The sequence below is a fragment of the Microbacterium sp. Root53 genome (genome assembly GCF_001426925.1).
Classification (GTDB): Bacteria; Actinomycetota; Actinomycetes; order Actinomycetales; family Microbacteriaceae; genus Microbacterium.
Genome location: NZ_LMFR01000010.1, coordinates 22,965 through 47,514, shown reverse-complemented (window position 1 = coordinate 47,514; position 24,550 = coordinate 22,965). Strand labels below are relative to the sequence as shown.

At 72.8% G+C, this 24,550-nt stretch carries 25 protein-coding genes; 10 read left to right on the top strand and 15 right to left on the bottom strand.

All coding sequences use genetic code 11. The annotated features are described in order from the left end of the window. Positions 1–29 precede the first annotated feature (29 nt). From ASD19_RS14985 to ASD19_RS04550, 5 genes are all read right to left on the bottom strand, one after another. A complete protein-coding gene (locus tag ASD19_RS14985; protein ID WP_055989016.1) occupies positions 30–1,265 on the bottom strand; it encodes an AMP-binding protein in 1,236 nt (411 codons plus the stop codon). A gap of 7 nt (positions 1,266–1,272) precedes the next feature. Beyond that, positions 1,273–1,953, bottom strand: a complete 681-nt coding sequence (locus ASD19_RS04565; protein ID WP_055989013.1) for a hypothetical protein — start codon at positions 1,951–1,953, stop codon at positions 1,273–1,275. 119 nt (positions 1,954–2,072) lie between these two features. Next, entirely contained in the window at positions 2,073–2,570 is a 498-nt protein-coding gene (locus ASD19_RS04560) for an HNH endonuclease (protein ID WP_055989010.1), read from the bottom strand. Between the two features lie 358 nt (positions 2,571–2,928). Next, positions 2,929–3,732 carry a M23 family metallopeptidase gene (locus ASD19_RS14900; protein WP_268777924.1) on the bottom strand — a complete coding sequence of 268 codons (804 nt, stop codon included), beginning with the start codon at positions 3,730–3,732 and terminating at the stop codon, positions 2,929–2,931. Positions 3,733–4,070: 338 nt separating this feature from the next. Beyond that, positions 4,071–4,778, bottom strand: a complete 708-nt coding sequence (locus tag ASD19_RS04550) for a metal-dependent transcriptional regulator (RefSeq protein ID WP_055989002.1) — start codon at positions 4,776–4,778, stop codon at positions 4,071–4,073. A 99-nt stretch (positions 4,779–4,877) separates the two neighbouring features. Between ASD19_RS04550 and serC the strand changes: the two genes are divergently transcribed. Beyond that, positions 4,878–5,993, top strand: coding sequence for a phosphoserine transaminase (gene serC, locus ASD19_RS04545; protein WP_055988999.1), 1,116 nt, complete (start codon positions 4,878–4,880; stop codon positions 5,991–5,993). A 12-nt stretch (positions 5,994–6,005) separates the two neighbouring features. On the opposite strand, the gene ASD19_RS04540 is transcribed toward serC, so the two are convergent. The 3 genes from ASD19_RS04540 to ASD19_RS04530 form a co-directional block, all read right to left on the bottom strand. Then, on the bottom strand, positions 6,006–7,403 hold the full coding sequence (locus ASD19_RS04540) for an HNH endonuclease signature motif containing protein (RefSeq protein WP_055988997.1): 1,398 nt from the start codon (positions 7,401–7,403) through the stop codon (positions 6,006–6,008). A 189-nt stretch (positions 7,404–7,592) separates the two neighbouring features. Beyond that, entirely contained in the window at positions 7,593–8,300 is a 708-nt protein-coding gene (locus ASD19_RS04535; protein WP_082542976.1) for a DUF3027 domain-containing protein, read from the bottom strand. Continuing rightward, positions 8,293–8,673, bottom strand: coding sequence for a cold-shock protein (locus ASD19_RS04530; RefSeq protein ID WP_055988995.1), 381 nt, complete (start codon positions 8,671–8,673; stop codon positions 8,293–8,295). The genes ASD19_RS04535 and ASD19_RS04530 overlap by 8 nt, the downstream gene beginning before the upstream one ends. 98 nt (positions 8,674–8,771) lie before the next feature. Here ASD19_RS04530 and ASD19_RS04525 point away from each other — a divergent pair, with 98 nt between their 5' ends. The 7 genes from ASD19_RS04525 to ASD19_RS04495 all read left to right on the top strand — a co-directional run bounded on the left by ASD19_RS04525 (position 8,772) and on the right by ASD19_RS04495 (position 17,042). Then, entirely contained in the window at positions 8,772–9,044 is a 273-nt protein-coding gene (locus ASD19_RS04525) for a hypothetical protein (RefSeq protein WP_055988993.1), read from the top strand. A gap of 29 nt (positions 9,045–9,073) precedes the next feature. Further along, positions 9,074–10,768 carry a helicase-associated domain-containing protein gene (locus tag ASD19_RS04520; protein ID WP_055988991.1) on the top strand — a complete coding sequence of 565 codons (1,695 nt, stop codon included), beginning with the start codon at positions 9,074–9,076 and terminating at the stop codon, positions 10,766–10,768. 40 nt (positions 10,769–10,808) lie between these two features. After that, positions 10,809–12,452: a DNA repair helicase XPB gene (locus ASD19_RS04515; protein WP_055988989.1), complete on the top strand. Its 1,644-nt coding sequence runs from the start codon at positions 10,809–10,811 to the stop codon at positions 12,450–12,452. 45 nt (positions 12,453–12,497) lie between these two features. Beyond that, positions 12,498–13,946 carry a L,D-transpeptidase gene (locus ASD19_RS04510; protein WP_055988986.1) on the top strand — a complete coding sequence of 483 codons (1,449 nt, stop codon included), beginning with the start codon at positions 12,498–12,500 and terminating at the stop codon, positions 13,944–13,946. Between the two features lie 135 nt (positions 13,947–14,081). After that, complete coding sequence (locus tag ASD19_RS04505) at positions 14,082–14,777, top strand: response regulator transcription factor (RefSeq protein WP_055988984.1); 696 nt, start codon at positions 14,082–14,084, stop codon at positions 14,775–14,777. A 133-nt stretch (positions 14,778–14,910) separates the two neighbouring features. After that, complete coding sequence (locus tag ASD19_RS04500) at positions 14,911–16,629, top strand: sensor histidine kinase (protein ID WP_442922503.1); 1,719 nt, start codon at positions 14,911–14,913, stop codon at positions 16,627–16,629. A gap of 125 nt (positions 16,630–16,754) precedes the next feature. Next, complete coding sequence (locus ASD19_RS04495) at positions 16,755–17,042, top strand: WXG100 family type VII secretion target (RefSeq protein ID WP_055988982.1); 288 nt, start codon at positions 16,755–16,757, stop codon at positions 17,040–17,042. 59 nt (positions 17,043–17,101) lie between these two features. Here the strand turns inward: ASD19_RS04495 and sfnG are convergent, their stop codons facing one another. From sfnG to ASD19_RS04465, 6 genes are all read right to left on the bottom strand, one after another. Further along, complete coding sequence (sfnG, locus tag ASD19_RS04490) at positions 17,102–18,298, bottom strand: dimethylsulfone monooxygenase SfnG (RefSeq protein ID WP_055988980.1); 1,197 nt, start codon at positions 18,296–18,298, stop codon at positions 17,102–17,104. 161 nt (positions 18,299–18,459) lie between these two features. Then, positions 18,460–20,079, bottom strand: coding sequence for a chaperonin GroEL (gene groL, locus ASD19_RS04485; protein WP_055988979.1), 1,620 nt, complete (start codon positions 20,077–20,079; stop codon positions 18,460–18,462). Positions 20,080–20,272: 193 nt separating this feature from the next. Then, positions 20,273–20,476 (bottom strand): cold-shock protein, encoded by a 204-nt coding sequence (locus ASD19_RS04480; RefSeq protein ID WP_055988977.1) that lies wholly within the window; start codon positions 20,474–20,476, stop codon positions 20,273–20,275. Between the two features lie 105 nt (positions 20,477–20,581). Beyond that, positions 20,582–21,130, bottom strand: coding sequence for a LytR C-terminal domain-containing protein (locus ASD19_RS04475; protein ID WP_055988975.1), 549 nt, complete (start codon positions 21,128–21,130; stop codon positions 20,582–20,584). A gap of 53 nt (positions 21,131–21,183) precedes the next feature. Then, the gene (locus tag ASD19_RS04470) at positions 21,184–21,423 is read right to left on the bottom strand and encodes a DUF3263 domain-containing protein (protein WP_055988973.1); all 240 of its coding nucleotides are present in this window, start codon (positions 21,421–21,423) and stop codon (positions 21,184–21,186) included. A gap of 35 nt (positions 21,424–21,458) precedes the next feature. Next, positions 21,459–22,475: a DUF2332 family protein gene (locus ASD19_RS04465; protein WP_055988971.1), complete on the bottom strand. Its 1,017-nt coding sequence runs from the start codon at positions 22,473–22,475 to the stop codon at positions 21,459–21,461. Between the two features lie 94 nt (positions 22,476–22,569). On the opposite strand from ASD19_RS04465, the gene msrB reads away from it, so the two are divergent. Both msrB and ASD19_RS04455 read left to right on the top strand, forming a co-directional pair. Next, a complete protein-coding gene (gene msrB / locus ASD19_RS04460) occupies positions 22,570–22,995 on the top strand; it encodes a peptide-methionine (R)-S-oxide reductase MsrB (RefSeq protein ID WP_055988969.1) in 426 nt (141 codons plus the stop codon). Continuing rightward, positions 22,995–23,570 (top strand): nitroreductase family protein, encoded by a 576-nt coding sequence (locus tag ASD19_RS04455; RefSeq protein WP_055988967.1) that lies wholly within the window; start codon positions 22,995–22,997, stop codon positions 23,568–23,570. Before msrB ends, ASD19_RS04455 begins: the two co-directional genes overlap by 1 nt. A 19-nt stretch (positions 23,571–23,589) precedes the next feature. Here the strand turns inward: ASD19_RS04455 and ASD19_RS04450 are convergent, their stop codons facing one another. Continuing rightward, positions 23,590–24,549 carry a DMT family transporter gene (locus tag ASD19_RS04450; RefSeq protein ID WP_082542975.1) on the bottom strand — a complete coding sequence of 320 codons (960 nt, stop codon included), beginning with the start codon at positions 24,547–24,549 and terminating at the stop codon, positions 23,590–23,592. Position 24,550 lies beyond the last annotated feature (1 nt).

The window sequence follows — 24,550 nt, the reverse complement described above, 5'->3', positions numbered from 1 at the left end:
CCCGTGCTGATCGCGTGGGAGGACATCGGTCACGCGGAAGACCGCTCGCGCGCCGCAGGCAGGCTGCTCGGGCACCCGATCGGTCGCCTCGCGCCCGGCGCGGATGAGCGCGTCGGCCGCCGCTGCGCCCGGTGCGACGGGGACGACCACGGCGCGCCCCGGCCGCTCGCGGCCCCGGTCGCGCTCAGCGTCGCGTATGCCGGCACGACGGTCGTCGCGGCCGCCGCGCACGCGCGGGAGGCGGCCTCGGTCGGCGTGGACGTCGAGCGGGGCGACGCGGAGACCCTGCTCGAGGGCCTCGCTCCCCTCTTCGCGCCGCATCCGCCGCCGGATCTGCGTGGATGGACGCGGCTGGAGGCGGTGCTGAAAGCCGACGGACGCGGGCTGCGCGTCCCTCCGGGCGACGTGCGCGTGACAGAAATCCCGGGGAGCGTCCTGCCGGGGTCGCTCATGGCGCGGGTCGCGGGGCGCGCCGAGCCGATCGAGGTCGGGGCGGGCCCCGCGCCGGCCGGCTGCGTCGTCAGCGTGGCGGTCGTGCTCCCCCGGCCGGCAGCGACGGGCTGACCGGCGCGGGCGTGGCGCCCGGCGCCCCCTTGGGCAGCCGCGGCAGCTCCTCCTCGTCCAGCCAGGCCCGGAGCAACTCCACGACCGCGGGTCCGGCCGTCTCCTCGCACAGGCCGCAGGAAGTCGGCGGTCTTGGCCGTGCCGTCCCGGTGCGCGGCCGTCCACGCCCGCAGGATGCCGAAGAACGCGTCGTCGCCCACGGTCAGCCGCAGCGCGTGCAGCGCGAGGGCGCCGCGCTTGTAGACGCGGTCGTCGAACATCCGGTCCGCGCCGGGGTCCGACAGCACGAGGTCCTGCGGCTCGTGCGCCAGCTGCGCGTGGTGGCCGAGCGCGAGCCGGTGCGCATCCGGGCCCCCGGACCGCTCGGACCAGATCCACTCCTGCGGGTCGTCGGCGTCGACGGGCACGTAGGCGGCGCCCGCCGCCATGACGCCGAGGATCGCGATGTAGAGCTCGCGGTCGCCGGAGGGCATCCGCACCCCGACGCGGTCGCCACGCCGCACGCCGTGCTCGTGCAGGCGCGCGGCCGTGCGCCAGACCAGCGCGAGCAGCTCGCGGTAGCTGAGCGCTCCGGCCTCGTCCTCGAGCACCGAGGCCTCGGGGTGGCGCTGCGCGGTCTCGCGCAGGATGTCGATCAGCGTCCGGGCGGGCGGCGTCGCGCCGCTCCGGTTCAGCGGACCGGTGGCCTCTGCGGTGAGCACGCGCGCGTCAGGAGAGCAGTTCGACGAGCTGCGCCTTCGTCAGGCGCGAGTACCCGGTGCGCTGCTCCGCGCGCGCCTTCGCGCGCAGCTCGGCGACCGTGAGCGACGAGAGGTCGGACGCGTCGAACGGCGCCACGGCCGCCTTCGGCGCCCGCCTCCGCGGCGCGGGCTCGTTCGCCACCGCCGGGGCGGGGGCGCCGATCGTGGCGAGGTCCTCGACGTCGGCCGGCGGCGCCTCCTCCACCGGCACCTCGGGCACCTCGGGGGCCGCGGTGGCCTCGGCGGCCGCGGCCGACGAGACCTCGACCGCGGGCGGCTCCTCATGCACCGGTCGCGCCTCGCGCGCCTCCGCGCGCCTGCGGGCCTTCTCGACGAGCTTCGCCGCCGCCTTCTTCTCCGCAGCCTTCTCGGCGGCCCTGCGCGCGGCGAGCCTCGCCTCGACCTTGCCGGTCGCCTTCACGAGCGCGGCCAGGGCGGCCGTCGCCGCCTTCTCGACCTTGCGCGGCTTGCGCGCGACCTTCTTCTTCGAGACGTCGGCCGCGGCGGCGGCCTCCTCGACGACCGAGCGCAGCTTCTTCGCGTCCTTCTTCGGCAGCGTCCTGCTGAGCTTCTTCGCGCCCTTCGCGGCGTCGGCGGCGGCCGCGACCGCCGACCCCGCCGCCTTCTCGGCCTTGGTCTTCTTCGCCACGATCGGCCCCTCCCTCTCAGGTCCCGAGGATCGCGCGCCGTGCGCGGCCGCAGAGTCTACCGGCCACCGGGAAACGACAGGAGAACGGCCGCGGAATCACGCGGCGCGTCCGGCGGCCCTCAGGCCGCGAGGGCGAGGTACGGCTCCCAGCGCGGATCGGCGCGCTCCGCGCCCCGCACGCTCCAGGCCGTGCCGTGCGGTGGACGAGGCGTGATGCGCAGCTCCCACCCCATCTCCTGCGGCGTGCGGTCGCTCTTGATGTTGTTGCAGCGCAGGCAGCAGGCGGCGAGGTTCTCCCACGAATCGGCGCCGCCGCGCGAGCGGGGCAGGATGTGGTCGATGGTCGACGCCGGCTTGGCGCAGTACGCGCACCGGTAGGAGTCGCGGCGCAGCACGCCGCGACGGGTCACCGGGACGCGCCGCGAGACCGGCACCCGGACGTAGCGGGTCAGCACGATCACCGCGGGGCGGTCGTACGAGGCTCGGGTGCCCCAGACGGGCTCCTCCGCGTCGTGTTCGATGACGGTCGCCTTCTCGTTCATCACGAGCACCAGGGCCCGCTTGAACGACACCACGGCGAGGGGCTCGTAGCCCGCGTTCAGCACCAGCGTGCGCATCTGCATCCTCTCGATGGGTCCCGGACGGCTTCCGGGCTCTCGAACATCTGCCGCATCGCGGGGCTCAGGGATGTGCAGAGACGAAAAAAGGCGCTGTCACGCAGACAGCGCCTTCTCCACCGCGGTGTGACCGCGGCCCGTGTGCACACGATGCCGAAGGACGTAACGCCCGAGCGCATCCATGGTGCGGATGCGAGGTATTCGCTCCATCGGCTTCTCCCTTCGTCCCTCTCGGCGACGGGATCAGGGTAGCCCACGCGGGTGAGCCGTGCGCCGAACGCACGGTGAATTCCTGCGTGTCGCGCAGACGACGAGAGCCCCGGCGGATGCCGGGGCTCTCGAGGACGCGGGGATCCGGTCAGATGGGGAGGACGTTGACCGGGTCGACCAGGCCGCCGTTGATGCGCACCTCGATGTGGAGGTGGTTGGCGGTCGAGCGGCCGGTGGTGCCGACGTAGCCGATGATCTGGCCGGCCGAGACCGTCTGGCCGGGGCTCACGGCGATCGAGCTCATGTGGGCGTTGCGGACCTCCACGGACGAGCCGTTGACGTTTCCGACGAACGTGACCAGGTTGCCGTAGGCGCCCGAGTAGCCGGCCGTCACGACGCTGCCGGAGGCGACCGCGTAGATCGGGGTGCCGGCGGGGCTCACCATGTCGGTGCCCTGGTGGGCGCCGCCCACCGAGCGGCTGATGTAGTACGAGCCGCCGGGCAGGGGCGAGCCGAAGCTGCCGTTGAAGACCGGGGCGGCCGCGCTGGCGACCGACGGGGCCGAGGCGACCGAGGCGCTCGAGGACTGGGCCTTCGCGGCGGCGGCAGCGGCGGCCTTGGCGGCCTCCGCCTGCTCCTTGGCCCGCTCGGCCGCGGCGCGCTCGGCCTCGGCCTTGGCGATCTCCTCGGGGGTCGTAGCGGCGTAGCTCGAGCCGGTCAGCTCGGGCGACTCGACCTCGGAGGCGACGACGAGCGACTGGGCCTCGCCGGCGGCGACGTCGTGGATGGTGACGGCCTCGGTGTCGGACTGGATCGCCGCGTAGGCCGGGAAGGCCACGCCGGCGATCAGGGCGCCGACCGCGGCGACGGTGCCGATGGCCCGCAGGGGACGGACGCGGGGCTTGCCGGCGCGACGCGCCTCGCGCTCGGCGCGACGGATGGTCGATCGCACGGAGCGGGCGCTTGCGGGACGGGACGGGACGAGAGAGGTGGGGGCGTCGGAGTCGGCCACGGGCACGACGGCAGACGAACGGGTCTCGGACAAATCTGTTCCTCCATCACCTCGCGGTTCGGGTCCGCCGGCTCGTCAGCACTGGTTTGTCGGGGCACACAGTGTGCGATCCGTGGAAACGACGAGCCGTTGAGGCGATTTCCCACGGAGCAACCCAAGGAGGGTGCCTTGGGTATCCCCCGACCATACGGGAAAGTAACGGAATTGTCACGCTCGGATCGACATCCGACCCTGTGGATCCCCGGAGAGTGGGGCGAAGGGGCTTGACGCCCCCGGAATCACGCGGAGACGCGGTCGTCCACGAGGAAGATGTGGGAGGCCACCTCGACCGGCAGCTCGAGCCCCTCTTCGCGGTCGCCCATGTGGACGAGCACGTAGCCCTCGCTGTACCGGTACTGGCCCTCGGCCCCGGGGACCACGCCGGCCTCGCGCAGCTGCTGCAGCAGGTCGGGATCGACCTGCGCCGGCTCCGCCAGGCGGCGCACCGTGCCGCGGATGGGGCCGCCCTCCGCGTCGAGGCGCTTGACGAGGCCGACCACGCCTTCCTCGAACGTGTGCGCGGCGGGGCCGCCGAGCTGATCCAGGCCGGGGATGGGGTTGCCGTACGGCGACTCCGTGGGGTGGCCGAGCAGCTCGACCAGGCGGCGCTCCACCTGCTCGCTCATGACGTGCTCCCAGCGGCAGGCCTCCTCGTGGACGTACGCCCAGTCCAGTCCGATCACGTCGGACAGCAGGCGCTCCGCGAGGCGGTGCTTGCGCATCACGTCCACGGCCTTCTGCCGCCCGGCGTCGGTCAGCTCGAGGCGGCGGTCCTCGCCCACGACGACCAGGCCGTCGCGCTCCATCCGGCCGACGGTCTGCGAGACCGTGGGGCCCGAGTGACCCAGTCGCTCCGAGATGCGCGCCCGCAGCGGCACGATGTTCTCCTCCTCGAGCTCGAGGATCGTGCGGAGATACATCTCGGTGGTGTCGATCAGGTCGGTCATGGGAGCCCCGTCAGCTGGCAGCGGTGTCGCGATACTCAGGCCATCCTAACCAGCCGTCACCTGGCACCGGCGGCCCGCGCGGAGCGATAAAGTCGGGCCATGACGCTCACGATCCCCGCCGACCTCCTTCCCGCCGACGGACGCTTCGGATGCGGCCCCTCGAAGGTGCGCCCCGAGCAGGTGCAGGCCCTCGCGGCGATCGGCTCGTCGCTGCTGGGGACGTCGCACCGGCAGGCGCCGGTCAAGAACCTCGTCGGGAGCGTCCGCGAGCGGCTCTCGACGCTGTTCCGCCTGCCGGAGGGCTACGAGATCGTGCTGGGCAACGGCGGCTCGACCGCGTTCTGGGACGCGGCCGCCTTCGGCCTGATCGAGCGCCGCAGCCAGAACCTCACGTTCGGCGAGTTCGGGTCCAAGTTCGCCAAGGCGGCCAAGGCCCCCTGGCTCGAGGCGCCCGATGTGCGCGAGGCCCCCGCCGGCTCGCGCGTCGCGGCCGAGGCCGTGGCCGGCGTCGACGTGTACGCGTGGCCGCACAACGAGACCTCGACCGGCGTCGCCGCGCCGATCGCCCGCGTGCAGGGCGACGAGGGCGCGCTCACCGTGATCGACGCGACGAGCGCCGCCGGCGGCATCGACTTCGACGTGATCGAGACCGACGTCTACTACTTCGCGCCGCAGAAGAACCTCGGGTCGGACGGCGGCCTGTGGTTCGCCGCCATGTCGCCGGCGGCGATCGAGCGCATCGAGCGCATCGCGGCCTCGGACCGGTACATCCCGGAGTTCCTGAGCCTCTCGCAGGCCGTGGCGAACTCGCGGCTGCAGCAGACGCTGAACACCCCCGCGCTCGCGACGCTGCACCTGCTGGACAGCCAGCTCGGCTGGATCCTCGACAACGGCGGTCTCGAGTGGGCGGCCGCCCGCACCGCCGAGTCGTCGGGCGCGCTGTACGCGTGGGCCGAGGCGTCGGAGGTCGCGACGCCGTTCGTCGCGGACCCCGAGCACCGCTCCCCCGTGGTCGCCACCATCGACTTCGACGAGTCGATCGACGCCGCCGCGATCGCCAAGACGCTGCGCGCCAACGGCATCGTCGACACCGAGCCCTACCGCAAGCTCGGGCGCAACCAGCTGCGTGTGGCGACGTTCGTCTCGATCGACCCCGAGGACGTCCGTCAGCTCATCCGCAGCATCGACTTCGTCATCGAGAACACCGCCCGCTGACGCTCCGGCGTCCTAGAACGGCGGCGGGCCGGCGCCGAAGTCGGCGCGCGCGATCTCCGAGGACGCCTCGAACCGGACCACCGGTGTGGGTTTGTGTTTCACGACCCGGCCGGTGGGGCTGATGACCTCGATGACGCCGCCGGGCCCGTGTCGGAAGTCCCAGGCGGAGTTGTGTTTCAACACGTGGTGGGCCCGGCAGAGGTTGGCGAGGTTCCCGACGGCTGTGGGGCCACCGTCGGAGTACGGGATGGTGTGGTCGTCTTCGCAGCGGATCGCGGGTTGCCGGCAGCCGGGGAAGCGACAGTGCTCGTCGCGGGCGATCAGGAACCTGCGCTGCGCTTTGGTGGGCGTGTAGGTGTCGACCGTTCTCAGGCACCCGGTGTCGGGATCCTGGAACAAACGGATCCACGTCGCGGCCTCGCCGGCCAGGCGGCGCGCGGCGTCGGCGGGGATCGGGCCGTATCCGGCGAGGAACGCGGACTCGTCACCGATCCCGGTCAGGGTCTGCCACGGGACGGTGACCTGCACGGTGGCCTTGATCTTGGTGAGGGCGTCGCCGCCGTGCTGGTCGATCAAATCCGCCGTGGGGAGCCCGGCGAGGGTGATCTCGGCGAACACGTCCGCCCGGATCTGATCCAACGTCCGCCCATCACCCTCGCCCTTGGTGCGGTAGATCGTGCGGGCCATCTGGGTGGCCCGGTCGTGCATCGCGTACACCGTCACGGCCGGACCGATGTAGGTGAGCTCGCCCATCCCGTCCGGAAGCGGAGCCACGCTCACGGAGCGGTCGGCCATCGCCTCCTCGTGCCGCTCCTCCAGTGGTAGCGGCTCGATGTCATCGGCGAGCTTCCGTGCGACCGACCCGAGCTGCCCGGCGGTGAGCTTCACCGCCCGTGGCAGGATGATCCGCTCGAACTCCGCCCGCGCGTCCTCATCCCGTGCGACCGACCCGAGCTGCCCGGCGGTGAGCTTCACCGCCCGTGGCAGGATGATCCGCTCGAACTCCGCCCGCGCGTCCTCATCCTCCAGACGACTGCCGGCGTCGACGATCGCCCGGACGTGGGCCTCCGAGATGCGCCCTTCCTCGAACACCGCGAACGTCGCCGGGAACCCGTCAACCAGGTCGACGGACCATTCCATCCGGGCCCGGATCGTGCGGTCCGAGATCCGGGCGGCCACTCCGAACTCGGCAGCCATCGATCGGACCGGGTGCTCGAACTCCGACCCGATGCCGGCGCGGCGCATCTGCGCCTCGGCGATCGCACGGGCCTCGGCGAGCCGCTTGGCCTGGCGCGCCTGCGCCCTCGCGATCACCGCCTGGTCCTCCAAGAACCCCTCGACCAGCTCCGACGTGCGCGCCAGCTCACCCAGGGTGGGAGTCCACCCGGTCGAATGCGGCCGCGTCGTCATGCCCCGATTCTCCCAGGGGCCACCGACATTCCGACGCCCGGAAAGGGCCGATCAGGTATCTAAACCGAATCTGTGGACAAGTCGTCGCGGGTGCATCCTGTGGACGAGTGGCGCGCCTCCGCTCAACGACCGGAGGGCGGGCCGGCGCTGGCGCGCCTCCGCTCAACGACCGGAGGGCGGGCCGGAGGGTCACTCCTCCGAGTCGTCGTCCTCGTCGTCCTGCTCGTCGAAGTCCTCGTCGTCGTCCTCGTCCGACTCGTCCTCGTCGTCGTCCGGCGCTTCCTCGTCCGGGTCGAGCGTGTCGATGTCGACGCCGTCGACGTCGCCGGCGTGCAGGATCGGCGAGCCGTCCTCGTCGAAGTCCTCCTCGCCCTCGTCCTCGAAGTCGTCGCCGTCCTCGCCGTCCTCGCCCTCGGCGGCCGCCGCCGCCTCGGCCGCTGCGGCGGCCTGGGCGGCCTGGTACTCCTTGAGGCGCACGGCCCACGGCACCCACTCGGGGGCGAGCAGCGCGTCGTCGCCGGGCAGCAGCTCGGCCTCCAGCACGGTGGGCTCGGATCCCTCGACGACCGCGAGGGACACGGTCCAGAACCAGCCCGGATAGCCGAGCAGCGTGTTCTCGAATCGCAGGGAGACGACCCCGTCGCGCTCGACCGTGTGACCCGCGGGCGCGCCCACGGTCGACGGCGGCGTGATCTCGTGCAGGGCGGCCAGGGCAAGGTCGTGCGCCTCGAGCAGGCGACGGTCCGGCTCGGGCAGCTCCTCGGGCTCGGCCACGGGCTCCGCGTCCGCCACCTCGGCCTCGGCGACGGCCGACGCGGGCACCTCGAGCTCCGTCCCGGCCTCCACCGGCTCGGGCAGCTCGGCGCCCTCCGCGCCGTCCGCGGGGGCGTCAGACATCGAGCTCGTCCGCGACCTTGCGCAGCACGGCGGCGACCTTGCGGGCGTGACCGGACGACGGGTAGTGCCCGCGGCGGAGGTCCTCGCCCACGCCGTCGAGCAGCTTCACGAGGTCCTCGACGATGACCGCCATGTCGTCGGCCGGCTTGCGCTTGGCCTTCGCCAGGCTGGGCGGCGCCTCGAGCACGCGCACCGACAGCGCCTGCGGGCCCTTGCGGCCGTCGGCGATGCCGAACTCCAGGCGCGCACCCGGCTTCAGGGTCGTGCCGGCGGGCAGCGCGCTGGCGTGCAGGAACACGTCCTGGCCGTCCTCCGAGCTGATGAAGCCGAAGCCCTTCTCCTCGTCGTAGAACCTGACCTTGCCGGTGGGCATGACACAACCTCGATGCGCTGGGGAAAGACGAAACGCGAGACCGTCCGATCCCGCCCCTCCAGCCTATCGCGCCCGCGCGTGCGGCTAGTCTGAGGAGGATGAGCACGAACCGCCCCGACGATCTCCCCGTGCGCCGTATCGACCGCGTCCTCGCGTTCATGGCGCTCGGCATCGCGGTGCTGTCGGTCCTGTGCTTCTTCGCGATCATGATCTCGACGGCCGCCGGGATGCAGCACGCGGACTACGCCACGGGGATCTGGCCGGTGGTCGCCGCCATCCCGCTGTTCGGACTGCCGATCGCGTTCGCCCTGATCCTCGTGCTCCTCATCATGAGCTTCGTGCGGAGGGGCAAGGCGAACGGTCGGGCCTGACCGCCGCCTCCCCGTGACGTCTGAGCGCCGTGAACACCGCTGATTCCCGCGCCCTGGCCGAACGACTGGCCGCGGCCTCCGACGAGGACATCGCTGCCCTGCTGGGGCGGCGCCGGATCCCGGCCTCCGTCGGATGGCATGACTTCTTCGACGCCGCGGAGGCGCTGCTCGCCCCCGACGCCGTCGCCCGCGCCGTGTCGGCGCTGCCGCGCGACGTGCTCGCCGACCTCGCGGCCGGGGCGGGTCCCGAGCGCCTGGGCCTGACGGACGCGCAGGGCGCGCCGTACGCCGAGGTGCGCGCGGCGCTCGGCGACGTCGCTCCGACGCGCACGCCGGCCGGCGCGCCGGCCCCGGCGGACGAGCTCGCCACGGCGCATGCGGCGGAGCGCGCGTTCACCACGACCTCGGCGCTCGCCGACCTCGTGCTCCTCACCCTGCGCGCCCCGCTCTCCCGCGTCGGGACGGGGGCCGTCGGCGCCGCCGACCGCCGCCGGATGGCGCAGGACGAGATCGTGCGTGATCCGGATGACGCCGACGAGCTGGTCGCGCTCGGCGAGGCTGGCGGCCTGCTGTCGGTCGCGGACCGGCAGTGGCTCGTCAGCCCGGCGGGGGCCGCATGGGTGCGCGAGTCCACCGGCGAGCGCTGGAGCCGCCTGGTGACGTCGCTGCGCGACGCGCTCCCCGAGGGCGTCCGCACCGCAGAGGGCGGATGGATCGACCCCGCGCTGTGGGACGACGCCTACCCGCTCGACGAGTCGTGGCCGCCGCGCGCGGCGAGATGGCGCGGGCTGATGCGGCTCGCGGGCCTCGTGACCGAGGGTGCCCGGGCCCCGTGGGACGCCGAGCCGCCCTGGGCCGCGCCGCTGCGCGAGGGGCGCGCGCCGGACGTCGCCGCGCTCATCGAGCTGCTGCCGCACGAGGTGGACCAGGTGTTCCTGCAGAACGACCTCACCGCCATCTCGCCCGGCCCGCTGGCCCCCGCGCTCGATGTGCGGCTCCAGGGCATCGCGGCGCGCGAGTCGCACGCGCAGGCCTCGACCTACCGCTTCACGGAGGCGACGATCGCGGGCGCGCTGTCGGCCGGCGAGACCGCCGAGGGCATCCTGGCGTTCCTGTCGCAGCTGTCGCTCACGGGCGTGCCGCAGCCGCTCGAGTACCTCGTGCAGCGGACCGCCGAGCGCCACGGCCTCGTGCGCGTGACGCTGGATCCGTCGACGCGCCAGACGATCGTGTCGAGCCGGGACCACGCGCTGCTCGAGACGATCGCGGTCGACCAGTCGCTGCGGGCGCTCGGGCTGGTCCAGGACGGCCGGATGCTCCGCACCCGCGCGGCCCGGGATGCCGTGTACTGGGCGCTCGCCGACGCCCGGTACCCCGTCGTCGCCCTCGACGAGCAGGGCGAGGCGCAGGCGCTCGACCGCCGCCGCGTCGCCCCGCGCGCGGCCGACGACGGCTCCGCGAAGCGGTACGGCCCGCTGATCGAGCGGCTGCGCGGAGCCCACGGCGCCGATGCCGATGCCGCGTGGCTCGAGCGCGAGCTCGAGACGGCCGTGCGCACGAAGGCCGTGCTCGAGGTCGACGTGGCGCTGCCCGACGGCTCGAGCCGCACCTTCACGCTGGAGGCGACCGGTCTCGGCGGCGGGCGCCTGCGGGGCCGCGACCGGGGCGCCGACGTCGAGCGCACGCTGCCGATCAAGAGCATCATCGCGGTCCGCGCCCGCTGAGCGGACCCCGCCATCCGGTGCGCCGGTAGACTGGTCCGCTATGGCTGATGGCCCCCTGATCGTCCAGAGCGACCGCACCGTGCTGCTGGAGGTCGCGCATCCCGACGCGGAGACCGCGCGTCACGAGCTCGCGATCTTCGCCGAGCTCGAGCGCGCGCCCGAGCACATCCACACCTACCGGATCACCCGGCTGGGCCTGTGGAACGCGCGCGCCGCGGGCCACACCGCCGACGACATGCTGCAGACCCTCGACCGGTGGTCGCGGTTCCCGGTGCCGCCGTCGGTGTCGGTCGACATCCGCGAGACCGTCGAGCGGTACGGCCGCCTGTCGATCCGCCGGGGCGACGAGGGCGAGCTGCTGCTCACCTCCACGGACCGCGCCGTGCTCGCCGAGGTGTCGCGCAACAAGCGCATCCAGCCGCTGCTGATCGCGCAGCCGAGCCCCGAGACCTACGTGGTCGACGCCTGGGCACGGGGTCACATCAAGCAGGAGCTGCTGAAGATCGGCTGGCCCGCGGAGGATCTCGCCGGCTACACGCCGGGCACTCCGCACCCCATCGACCTGGACGAGGACGGCTGGGCGCTGCGCCCCTACCAGGCCGAGGCGGTCGAGAAGTTCAGCGAGGGCGGGTCGGGCGTCGTGGTGCTGCCGTGCGGCGCCGGCAAGACGCTGGTCGGCGCGGGCGCGATGGCCGTCACCCGCACGACCACGCTCATCCTCGTCACCAACACGGTTTCGGCGCGCCAGTGGCGCGACGAGCTGCTCAAGCGCACGTCGCTCACGCCCGAGGAGATCGGCGAGTACTCCGGCCAGACCAAGGAGATCAAGCCCGTCACGATCGCGACGTATCAGATCCTGACGGCGCGCCGGAGGGGCGAGTACCCGCACCTCGCGCTGCTCGACGCGCTGGACTGGGGCCTGATCGTGTACGACGAGGTGCACCTGCTGCCCGCGCCCGTGTTCAAGCTGACGGCCGACCTGCAGGCGCGCCGGCGTCTCGGCCTGACCGCGACGCTCGTGCGCGAGGACGGCCGCGAGGGCGACGTGTTCAGCCTGATCGGGCCCAAGCGCTTCGACGCCCCGTGGAAGGAGATCGAGGCCCAGGGCTTCATCTCCCCCGCCGCCTGCTACGAGGTGCGGGTCGACCTGCCCCCGAGCGAGCGCCTCGAGTACGCGGCGAGCGCCGACGAGGACCGCTACCGCCTCGCGGCCACGGCGCCGGCGAAGATCGACGTCGTCAAGAGCCTGATCGCCAAGCACCCCGACGAGCAGATCCTCGTGATCGGGCAGTACCTCGAGCAGCTGGACGAGCTGTCCGAGGCGCTCGACGCCCCGAAGATCACCGGATCCACGCCGGTGGACGAGCGGGAGAGGCTGTTCCAGGCCTTCCGCGAGGGCACGATCAACCTGCTCGTGGTGTCGAAGGTCGCGAACTTCTCCGTCGACCTGCCGGAGGCCTCGGTCGCGATCCAGGTGTCGGGCTCGTTCGGCTCGCGCCAGGAGGAGGCCCAGCGCCTGGGCCGCCTGCTGCGGCCCAAGCAGTCGAACCACACGGCCAGCTTCTACACGCTGATCGCCCGTGACACCGTGGACCAGGACTTCGCGCAGAACCGTCAGCGGTTCCTCGCCGAGCAGGGCTACAGCTACACGATCCTGGATGCCGAGCGCCTCGAGGCCGCCTGACCGCATCCGCGTGAAGGGAACGGGCTCCACCGGGCAATACCTGGTGTGAGCACCGTCACCGAGCCGATCGTCCTCCCCGACGCCGCCGTCGAGCCCGCGCCGCCGTCGCGACCCCGCGCGCGCGGCGCCCGCGTCGCGCTGTGGCTCGGGCTCCCCCTGCTCCTGGCCGGCGCGGCGGCGGCCGTCGCCTCCACCCAGCTGATCGCGCCGGGCGTCACCGTGGCCGGCGCGGACATCGGCTGGATGACCGCCGACGCGGCCGCCGACGCCATCCGCGACCGCGTGTCGGGCGCCGAGGTGCACGTCGCGGGCGCTGCGCTGACCTCCGCGGGCCTGGGCGTCTCGGTCGACGCCGAGGCGCTCGCCGCGCGGGCGCTGGGGGCGCATCCCCTCTGGAACGTGACGGCGTGGGACCCCGGGCCGCTCCCGACGGGGCTCGCGCTCGACGCCGCCACGGCGGCCGCTACGCTGCGCCAGCACCTCCCCGACCTGTTCGCCGACCCGGTCGACGCCCGGGTGGTCTTCGACGAGGAGGCCGGGAGGTTCGCCGCGGATCCCGCCCGTCCCGGACGGGGCGTCGACCTGGCCGCGCTCGAGACCGACCTGCGCGACGCGCTGACCGCGGGCGGCGCCCTCGCCGCGGAGCCGCGGCCGACCGAGCAGGAGCCGGCCATCGAGACCGGCGCCGCCGAGGAGCTCGCGTCGCGGCTCAACGGACAGGCCGACGAGGCGGGCTTCCACCTGGACGGGGCCGGCTCGCTCCCGATCGGCCTGGCGACCGTCGCGTCGTGGATCGACATCGCCCCGGATCCGGCCGCGGGAGGATTCACGATCTCGGCCGACGTCCCGGCCATCGGCGAGGTCGTGGCGGGGCTGCCGCAGAAGCTGAACCGCGCGCCGGCGGACTCGCTCGTGGTGACGGACTCGGCCGGCCGGCACCTGCGCGCCATCCAGGCGGGACAGGACGGCTACGGCCTGGCCTCCACCGCGGGGCTCGCCGAGAAGGTCGCCGCCTCGGTGGAGAAGGGCGACCTGACGTTCGAGCTGCAGGGGCAGATCATCCCGCACGGCGCGCAGACGCTCTTCCGGAGCATCGAGGTCGACAAGAGCGCCGGCAGGACGCACCTCTACGAGAACGGCGCGCTCGTCGCGTCCTATCCCGTGGCGATCGGCACGGGCGGCGTGCGCGACGGCGTCCAGACCGAGACGCAGACGGGCCGCTTCACCGTGACGTCGCAGCTCGCGGGACAGCACATGGGCTCGTGCGACGCACGGGGGAACCACATCCCGGGCGGCCGGTTCGCCTACTGCCAGCCGAACGTGCCGTGGGTGTCGTACTTCAACGGCGACCAGGGCTTCCACGGCACGTACTGGCACGGCAACTTCGGCGCGGGCGCCCGCATGAGCCACGGCTGCGTCAACATGACCGTCGCGGCCGCCGAGCACGTGTACCGCTTCGCCCAGATCGGCACCGAGGTCTGGGTGCACGAGTGAGGCGGGGCGCCCCAGGGCCTCGCCGCTTGAAGTCGCCTCACCGAGGCGTGACCCGGACAGCGGGCCGCTGTTCGCTTTCGGCCGATCCGGCGCGATATCCAGCCGGATCATGAACAGCACCGACATAATGGGCGCATGACCGCACCGCGCATCCTGGTCGTCGACGACGAGCCCAACATCCGAGACCTGCTCTCGCAGAGCCTGCGGTTCGCGGGCTTCCAGGTGAAGACCGTCGCGAACGGCGCACAGACGATCTCGGCCGTCCTCGAGGAGGAGCCCGACCTGATCGTGCTCGACGTGATGCTGCCCGACATGAACGGGTTCAGCGTCACCAAGCGCCTGCGCGACGCGGGCTACACCGCCCCGATCCTGTTCCTCACCGCCAAGGACGAGACCGAGGACAAGATCAAGGGCCTCAACGTCGGCGGCGACGACTACGTCACCAAGCCGTTCAGCCTCGACGAGATCGTGGCGCGGATCCAGGCGATCCTGCGCCGCACGATGCAGAACGACGAGGAGGAGCAGGTCATCCGCGCCGGCGAGCTGACCATGGATCAGGACACGCACGACGTGTACGTCGGCGACACCGCGATCGACCTCAGCCCCACCGAGTTCAAGCTGCTGCGCTACCTGATGCTCAACCCGAACCGGGTGCTGTCGAAGGCGCAGATCCTCGACCACGTGTGGGAGTACGACTTCAACGGCGACGCGGGCATCGTCGAGTCCTACATCTCGTACCTGCGTCGCAAGATCGACCCGCACGCGTCGGAGTCGCTCATCCAGACCAAGCGCGGCTTCGGCTACATGCTGAAGGTGGACAAGGCGGGCTGATCCCCGCCCGCGCCGCCGCATCCCCGCGGCGGCGCTCCCGTTCGAAAGAGGCGACGCCCTGGCTGACAAGACCGATGCGCTGACGCGATGGTGGCGCCGCATCAGCCTGCGGGCCAAGGTCACGGGCGTCACGGTGACGGTGCTCGCGCTCGGCCTGATGGCGGCGGGCGTCGGGACCGTGCCCATCCTGCGCAACGCGATGCTGAGCAACGTCGACTCGTCGCTCACGCAGCTCGCGGCGGGCGCGGTCGGAGAGCAGCTGTTCAACATCTCGTCGAGCGGCGACGCCGGCCCGACGTTCACGGCCAAGGCGGGCGCGCCGCGCACCGAGTACTACGTCGCGATCTACGGCCCCGACGGCGACCTGATGGCCAGCGCGGGCGGGCAGGATCCGCGGCAGAGCCGCCCCGACTTCCCCGCCAAGTTCGGCACGGACTACGCGTACTCGCACCAGGGCAGCATCATCCTGCTCGACAACACGACGGGCGAGGGCCCCGGCTACCACGCGGCGTTCGCGGTCGTGCAGTTCCCCGGCAGCAACAACATCTACACGCAGCTGGTCGCCCTGCCGCTCGACGAGGTCGAGAAGGTCGTCGGCACCTACTTCGGGATCTTCTTCCTGGTCGCGCTCGTCACGATCATCGGCGGGGCGCTGCTGACCCGCTGGGCCGTGACGCTCACGTTCCGCCGGTTCGGGCAGGTCGAGGCCACCGCGATGTCGATCGCGGCGGGCGACTTCAGCCAGCGCCTGACCGACATCGAGCCCAGCACCGAGATCGGCCGGCTCAAAGCCGCGATCAACACCATGCTGGACCGGATCGACGACGCGATCGCCGAGCGCGACGCGACCGTCCGGCAGATGCGACGCTTCGTGGGCGACGCGAGCCACGAGCTGCGCACGCCGCTGGTCAGCGTGCGCGGCTACGCCGAGCTGTACCGGATGGGCGCCATCCAGGGCGACGAGGACACGGCCCGCGCGATGGAGCGGATCGAGAAGGAGGCCATCCGGATGGGCGTCCTCGTCGAGGACCTCCTCGCCCTCGCGCGCCTGGACGAGAAGCGCGAGCTCGACATCCAGCCGCTCGACCTGCGCCCGCTGGCACGCGACGCCGCGCTCGACGTGCGCGCGGCCGAGCCGTCGCGCACGGTGACCGTGATCGACACCACGATCGAGGCGCTGACCGGCCCCATCACGATCTCGCGGCCGGACGAGGAGCTGCCGGCCGAGGCGGGCGGCGGCGCGGACGAGGCCCCGCGTCGCCGCGCGCGCCCGGTCGCCGCGAACGCCCTCACGGCCCTGCTGCGCCGGCGCCCGCGCGCCGCGGGCGAGCCGGCGGCCGACACCGGCGAGGCCGAGACCGCCGTGCCGCGGCTCGACTTCTCGGTGCCGCAGGCCCTGCGGCCCGTGGCCGTTCCGCCGATCGTGCTCGGTGAGGAGCACCGCGTGCGCCAGGTGATCGCGAACCTGCTCGGCAACGCGCGCCGCTTCAGCCCGGAGGGCTCCCCGATCGAGATCGAGGTCGGGGTCGACGTGGGCGCGGGCATGGGCTGGATCGCCGTGGTCGACCACGGCGAGGGCGTGCCGGAGGCGATCCGCGAGCAGATCTTCGAGCGGTTCTGGCGGGCCGACACGTCGCGCGCGCGGGAGACCGGCGGCAGCGGCCTGGGCCTGGCCATCGTCGCCTCGATCGTCGAGGCGCTGCACGGCTCCGTCGAGGTGCGCGACACCCCGGGCGGCGGCGCGACGTTCCGCGTGGCCTTCCCGCTCGCGCCGCGCACCGACGAGGAGCTCGCGCTGGCCGCGACCCGGCCGATGCCGCGCATCCGCGGCGCCGAGACGCCCTCGGGCTGAGCGGCCGTTCGTCCCCAGCCTCGCCGACGCGGCGGGCTGTTCGAGGCCGCCGGGCACGGGCCGACGGGCCGCGCCACGCGTCCCTAGCGTGGGTGTCACCCATCCGATGACCCAGGGAGCACCTCATGGCCGTGTTCAGTGTCGACAGCGACGCGATCCTCACCGCGAACGGGCAGGCCCTCGCGACCGCCGAGCGCCTGCGGGCCGAGACGGCCGCGCTCAGCGCCCAGCTGCTGGACCTGCAATCGGCCTGGACGGGCTCGGCGGCGGTCGCGTTCCAGGGCACGCTCGATCAGTGGAAGGCGACCCAGCGCGCGGTCGAGGACACGCTCGACGGCATCGGCCGGCTGCTCGGCGCGGCCGGGGCGCAGTACGCCGACACCGAGCGCACGGCGGCCGGCATGTTCCGCTGACGCGCGGAGGGGGTGGGGCGCGATGCCCCACCCCCTCCGGGTGCCGTTCGTGCGCCGGGTCAGACGGCCGCGGGCGCGGCGACCTGCGGCAGCAGCTCGGTGTTCAGCTCGGTGCCGTTGGCGCGTGCCAGGTCGGCCTCGAGCTCGCGGACGATCGGCAGGACGTCGCGGCCGAAGGCCTCGACCTCCTCCTGGAAGTGCAGGTAGGCGGTCAGGACCAGGTTCACGCCGATCTTCTTGAACGCGATGATGCGCTCGGCGATCTGCTCCGGGGTGCCGATCAGGCCGGTGCGGAAGCCGTCGTTGTACTGCACGAGGTCCTCGAAGGTCGAGTCCTCCCACATGCCCTTGCCGTCCTTGGTCGACTGGCCGGCCTCCTTGACCGCCGCGGCGAAGCCCTCGACGGCGGGGCGGTGGGCCTTCGCGATGATCTCGCGCAGGGTCTCGACCGCCTCGTTCTCGGTGTCGCGCGCGATCACGAAGCCGTTGATGCCGAAGCGCGGCTTCTGCGGCGCGGTGCGCCCGCCCGACTCGGCGGCCGCGACGACGCCCGCGATGTTCTCCTGGAAGCCCTCCAGCGAGCGGCCGTTCGAGAAGTACCAGTCCGCGGTGCGGCCGGCCGCGGCCTGCGCCGCGGTCGAGTTGCCGCCGAAGAAGATCTCGGGGTGCGCGCGGCCGGGCACGTCGAGCGGCTTCGGCGAGAGCGTGAAGTCCGAGATCTGGTAGTGCTTGCCGTCGAACGAGTAGCCGTCCTCGGTCAGCAGGCCGCGCAGGATCGAGATGAACTCCTCGGTGCGCACGTAGCGCTCGTCGTGCTCGAGCCAGGGCAGGCCGAACTTCACGAACTCGTCCTTGAGCCACCCCGACACGATGTTGACGGCGGCGCGGCCGTTCGAGATGTGGTCGGCCGTGATGAGCCACTTGGCGAGCACCCCGGGGTGCCACATGCCCGGGTGGACGGCGGCGATGATCTTGAGTCGCTCGGTCGCGCCCAGCAGGCCCAGCGTGAACGACGTGGCCTCGTGCTGCTTGTCGGCGCCGTAGCTCGCGGCGTAGCGCGTCTGCGACAGCGCGTACTCGAAGCCGGCGTCCTCGGCGATGCGGGCGAGCTTCTTGTTGTAGTCGAAGTCCCAGCTGGTGCGCTGCTCGATGGTGGAGACGACGAGGCCGCCGGAGACGTTCGGCACCCAGTAGGCGAACTTCAGGGGCGTCTCGAGGTCGGCGACGGGCGAGACCTCGGTGTCGATGACGGTCATGGGAATCCTTCGGGTGTTCGGATCGGGTCACGCAAGTATGGCGACGCACCCTACCGTGCTCCAAGCGGCTGTTACGCCCTGTGTCATCCACGCCCCGGAGACGCGGGACGGCCCCTCCCCCGCGAGGGGAAGGGGCCGTCCGAGAGGAGATCAGGCGTGGATCAGAAGTCCATGCCCGCACCCTCGGCGCCCGCCGGAGCGGCCGCCTTCTCGGGCTTGTCGGCGACGACGGCCTCGGTGGTGAGGAAGAGGCCGGCGATCGACGCGGCGTTCTGCAGCGCCGAGCGCGTCACCTTGGCGGGGTCGATGATGCCCTGCGCGAACAGGTCGCCGTACTCGCCCGTGGCGGCGTTCAGACCGTGGCCGACCGGGAGGTCGGCGACCTTGTTGGCCACGACGCCCGGCTCGAGGCCGGCGTTGAGGGCGATCTGCTTCAGCGGAGCCTCGATCGCGACCTTGACGATGTTCGCGCCGGTCGCCTCGTCGCCGACGAGGTCCAGGCCGTCGAACGCGGTCTTGCCGGCCTGGATGAGGGCCACGCCACCACCGGCGACGATGCCCTCCTCGACGGCGGCCTTCGCGTTGCGCACGGCGTCCTCGATGCGGTGCTTGCGCTCCTTGAGCTCGACCTCGGTGGCCGCGCCCGCCTTGATGACGGCGACGCCGCCGGCGAGCTTGGCGAGGCGCTCCTGCAGCTTCTCGCGGTCGTAGTCGCTGTCGGTGTTCTCGATCTCGCGACGGATCTGGGTCACGCGGCCCTCGATCTGCGACGCGTCGCCGGCGCCCTCGACGATCGTGGTCTCGTCCTTGGTGACGATGACCTTGCGGGCGCGGCCGAGGAGCTCGAGGTCGGTGTTCTCGAGCTTGAGGCCGACCTCCTCGGTGATGACCTGGCCGCCCGTGAGGATCGCGATGTCCTGCAGCTGGGCCTTGCGGCGGTCGCCGAAGCCGGGGGCCTTGACGGCGACCGACTTGAAGATCCCGCGGATCTTGTTCAGCACGAGCGTCGCGAGGGCCTCGCCCTCGACATCCTCGGCGATGATGACGAGCTCCTTGCCCGCCTGGATGACCTTGTCGACGACCGGCAGAAGGTCCTTGATGTTCGAGATCTTCTGGTTCGCGATCAGGATGTACGGGTCCTCGAAGACCGCCTCCTGGCGCTCCGGGTCCGTGACGAAGTAGGGGTTCAGGTAGCCCTTGTCGAAGCGCATGCCCTCGGTGAGCTCGAGCTCGGTGCCGAACGTGTTCGACTCCTCGACCGTGACGACGCCCTCCTTGCCCACCTTGTCGATGGCCTCGGCGATGAGCTCGCCGATCGCGGGGTCGGCGGCCGAGATCGACGCGGTCGCGGCGATCTGCTCCTTCGACTCGACCTCCTTGGCCTGCGCGAGCAGCTCGTCCGAGAGCGCCTTGACGGCCTTCTCGATGCCGCGCTTCAGGCTGATGGGGTCGGCGCCGGCGGCGACGTTGCGGAGGCCCTCGCGGACCAGCGCCTGGGCGAGGACCGTGGCGGTCGTGGTGCCGTCACCCGCGACGTCGTCGGTCTTCTTGGCGACCTCCTTGACCAGCTCGGCGCCGATCTTCTCGTACGGGTCGTCGAGCTCGATCTCCTTGGCGATCGAGACGCCGTCGTTCGTGATGGTGGGGGCGCCCCACTTCTTCTCGAGCACGACGTTGCGACCGCGCGGGCCGAGCGTCACCTTGACGGCGTCGGCCAGCGTGTTGAGGCCGCGCTCGAGGCCACGACGGGCCTCCTCGTCGAAAGCGATCATCTTTGCCATGTTGGTGTCGTCCCTCCCGGACGTAGGCGTGTGGTCTTTAGCACTCCTCTTGCACGAGTGCTAGGACGATTCTGGCACTCTCCCCCATCGAGTGCAAGCCGCGTCCGGCGGGCGCGCCCGTGGGCGGGCGACGCCCGGACGCGCGAGAGCGCCCCGCGGTCCGGGCCGCGGGGCGCTCTGCGTGGACGCCGGGTCAGACGGGGCGGACGGCCTCCGCCTGCGGGCCCTTCTGGCCCGAGCCGACGGTGAACTCGACGGACTGCCCCTCCTCCAGGACGCGGAAGCCGCTCATCTCGATGTTCGAGTAGTGGACGAAGACGTCCTGGCTGCCGTCTGCCACGGTGATGAACCCGTAGCCCTTCTCGGCGTTGAACCACTTCACGGTGCCCTGGGTCATGCGAAAACTCTCCTGGTGCTGGGGGCGGATATCGGGAATGGTATCCGCGCCGTTCCGCGCCAGAACGCCGAGAGGGCGAGAATGAACACGCCCGAATCGAACTGTTTACCCGGCCGAAACACGGTCGAGACCGGCGACCACCGTGATCTCCTTGAGCGCCGGATCCGGCGGGCTCTGGTACTGGTCGCTCAGCGCGACGCGCGCGCCGCCGATGGCCTGCGCGATGCCCAGCGCGACGGCCTCCTCCTCGGGAGACGCGTAGTACACGGTCGTGGCGGGGAAGTCCGTCGCGGACGACTCGCTCGGCAGGACCATGTCGTCCGACCATCCGGCCGCCACAAGTTCGGCGGCGACCTCCTCGGCCACGCCCTGCGAGCCCGTGCCGTTGAGCACGAGCACCGTGTAGGTGGGGTCGAAGATCGGCGACACCGTGGACTGCGGCACCGGGGACTGCTGTCCCGGCACGATGTCGACGCGCTGCGACAGGACGAGGAACGCGAGGATGCCCGCGATCGTGAGCAGGACCGTCGCGAGCGCGGCCCACAGCAGCACGACGCGGCGGGGTGCGCGGGGCTGCTCGGCACGATGGGCGCCGACCCTGGCGGACTGGCGCGGGACGTCGTCGAAGCGGTCCCGGGGGTAGGTGGTCGGCACGACCCCGATGCTACCCGGACGCCCCTGGGGCGACGCCTCAGGCGCGGCTCCGGTCAGCCGGCGATGCGGGAGCGGTCCGCGCGGCGCGCGTCGCGCAGGCGGCGCAGCCGGCCCACGAGCAGCGGGTCCTCGGCGAGCGCGTCGGCCGAGTCGATCAGCCGGCCCAGCAGCTGGTAGTAGCGCGCCGGCGCCATCTCGAGCTGGGACCGGATGGCCTCCTCCTTCGCGCCGCCGTGGCGGCGCCACTCGGCCTCGAAGGCGAGGATGGCGCGGTCGCGGTCGGAGAGGGGCACGTCCCCACGGTAGGCGGCGCTGCGGCGCGCGCCGGTCAGGCGCGCCAGTCGATCCAGGCGCCCAGAGGGTCGGCGGCCGCGAGCACCTCGCCGTCGAGCGCGAGCGCGAATCCCGGGCCCCACGTCCCGGGGTCGATGGGCGGGGTCCAGGCGTCGTGCAGCGCGGGCTGGTCGAGCGTGATCCAGTGCACGGGCTCGGGGCGGATGCCGCCCGGTGCCCGCAGCGCCGCGATCAGCGCGTCGCGCCGGCCGCGCGGCACGTACGGCAGCACACCGGGGGTCGTGATCACGAGCGCGGCATCGCGCGGCGCCTCGGCCGCGAGGCGGCGCACGAGCCCGAGATCCGCGGCATCCCCCGCGACGAGGCGCGGCGGGTCGGCGGCGGCGACGTCGATCGCGGCGGCGATCCGCCGGGCCCTGGCCGTCTCCTCGGGCCACACGAGCCCCTCGAGCCAGGCCCGGTCGGCGGGGTCGCCGGCGTCCAGCGGCTGCAGGTCGATGCCCGCGCGCCACACGACGTCCGGCAGGCGGAGGTCCGGCACGGCTCCGCGCAGCTCGGCCTCGAGCACGACGGCCGCTCCCCCGCCCGGATCCACCGCGACGACGTCGTCGCCCGCACGGAAGCGGTACGCGTAGCGATCCGGGTACAGGCACAGCCCGCCCGAGGCGCCGAGCTCGAGCAGCGCGATCGGGCCCTGCAGGCGCGCGAGGGCGGGAAGGAGCGCGGCGCAGCGCAGCGGCTCGTTCGTCTGGAGCGTGCGCGCCGCGCACTCGGCGACCACCGTGGCGGCGTGCGCGCGCACGAACGCCGCCCAGGCGTCGTAGCCGCCGTCCAGCGGGGCGCCCAGCATCCGCGTGACGGCGAACACGAGCGGCGGCTGCCGGCGCGTGGCGGGGATGCGGGCGAGGATCTCGCACATCCCGGGATCGACCGCGACGCCCTCGGCCCACGCGAGATAGACGTCCGAGCGGCCCGGCGCCTCGTCGCGTGCGAAGCGGGCGAACCGGTCCGCGACGGCGGCCGGGTCGTGGTCGGTCGTCGGGGCGCTCATCCCCTCATTCTCCCGGGCCGCGAACGTTACGACACGTCCGGTCCGCGCACCCTCCCGCGGACGTAGTCTGTAAGGCGATCAACGGGAGGAACCCATGTCGTACAACGTGAGCAAGTCCGAGGATGAGTGGCGCCAGGAGCTCACCCCCGAGCAGTACGCGGTGCTGCGCGAGGCCGGCACCGAGCGCCCCTGGACGGGCGAGCTGCTGGACGAGGAGCGCGCGGGCCTGTACACGTGCGCGGCGTGCGGTTCGGAGCTGTTCAAGAGCGGCACCAAGTTCGACTCGCACTGCGGCTGGCCCAGCTTCTACGAGTCCATCCGCCCCGACGCGGTCGAGCTGCTCGAGGACAACAGCCACGGCATGGAGCGCACCGAGGTGCGCTGCGCCAACTGCGGCTCGCACCTGGGTCACGTCTTCCCGGACGGCTTCGGCACGCCCACGGGCGACCGCTACTGCATGAACTCGCTGTCGCTGAACTTCACTCCGGAGGAGAGCGACGAGCAGGACGCCTCGGCCTGATGACCGCGGCGGCCGTCGGGGGCGCGCGGGCCGCGATGCTCGCGCGCCGCTCGCTGTCGAAGGTCACGGACGACGCGCCCACGCACGACGAGCTCGTCGAGCTGGTGTCGGCCGCGGGCCGCGTCGCCGACCACAAGGAGCTCAAACCCTGGCGGCTGATCGAGATCCGCGGCGACGACCGCGTAGCGCTCGGCCGCGCGATCGCGAAGGCCGAGGGCAAGAAGGGCGTGTACTCCAAGCCCCTCCGCGCGCCGCTGCTGATCGCGATCGTCGCGTCGGTGCGGCGCGGCAAGGTGCCGGTCTGGGAGCAGGAGGCCGTCGCCTCCGGCGTCGCCCATGCGCTCAGCCTGCTGCTGGACGAGGCGGGCTACGGCGTCTTCTGGCGCACGGGCGGCTGCACGCGGCACCCCGCGGTCGCCAAGGCGCACGGCCTCACGAAGGACGAGGTCCTGCTCGGCTGGCTCTATGTCGGCGGAAAGCCCACCCGGTCGCGCCCGCTGCGCCGCAAGGCCGTCGACGGCGCCAAGTTCCTCTCCGCTCTCCCCGCGGGCAAGAAGGCCAAGAAGAAGGCCTGACGACCTCGGCCCGCGCGCCTCAGCGGGCGGAACGCCGGCCGACCGCGGCGATCGTGACTCCCACGCACGCGACCGCGACCGTGATGGCGGAGCGGACCGGCGACGGCGGCACCGCGGGCGGCCACAGCAGGTCGAGCGCGAGCGAGCCCACGAGCATCCCGAGCACGGATCCGAGCGAGAGCAGCAGCACGCCGATCCGCGGCGCGAGCGCCGCCGACAGCGCGATGTAGGCGACGCCGATCGCGCCGCCCAGGTACAGCCACGGGTCGGCCGGAAGCGGCGCGACGCCGGCGAGCGGCGCCCGCACCAGCGCGATCGCCCCGAGCACGACCGTGCCACCGGCGAAGTTGACGAGCGTCGCGGTCATCGCCGACGCGGTGGCCCGCTGCAGCCGGCCGTTGGTGGCCTGCTGCCACGCGAGGCCGGCGCCGACCAGGAGCGGAAGCAGCAGCATCCACAGCGGCGCCTGCGCGACCGTGCCGCCCGTGAGCGAGACGGTCACGGCCGCGAGCGCGAGCGCCACGCCGACCACCCGCGGCACGGTCACCGCCGTCACGCCGGCCGGACTGTACCCGACGCGGTCCAGGATCAGTCCGCTGAGCGTCTGCCCCGCCACGACGCCCACCGTGAACAGCGCCGTGCCGATCACCCCGACCACGGCGCCCTGCGAGCCCACCGTGAGCGCTCCGGCCGCGCCGCCGATCAGGATCCACCACGGGATGTCGCGCGCGCGGACGCCGCGCACGAGCCGCGCGACGCCGGCCCGGCCCGCCGGCAGCGCCGCGGCGAGCGCGACCATGATGGCCAGGCCCGATCCGAACGAGATGACGGCGGCCACGATCGCGTCGTCGAGCGCGGCGCCGAGCCCGCCGTTCAGCCGCGACTGGATGGCCGTCAGCACGCCGACCGCGATGGCTCCCGCCACCGGGGCGAGGCCCCGGGCGCGGCGTGACGGCGACGGCTGGTCCGGGGTGCTCACT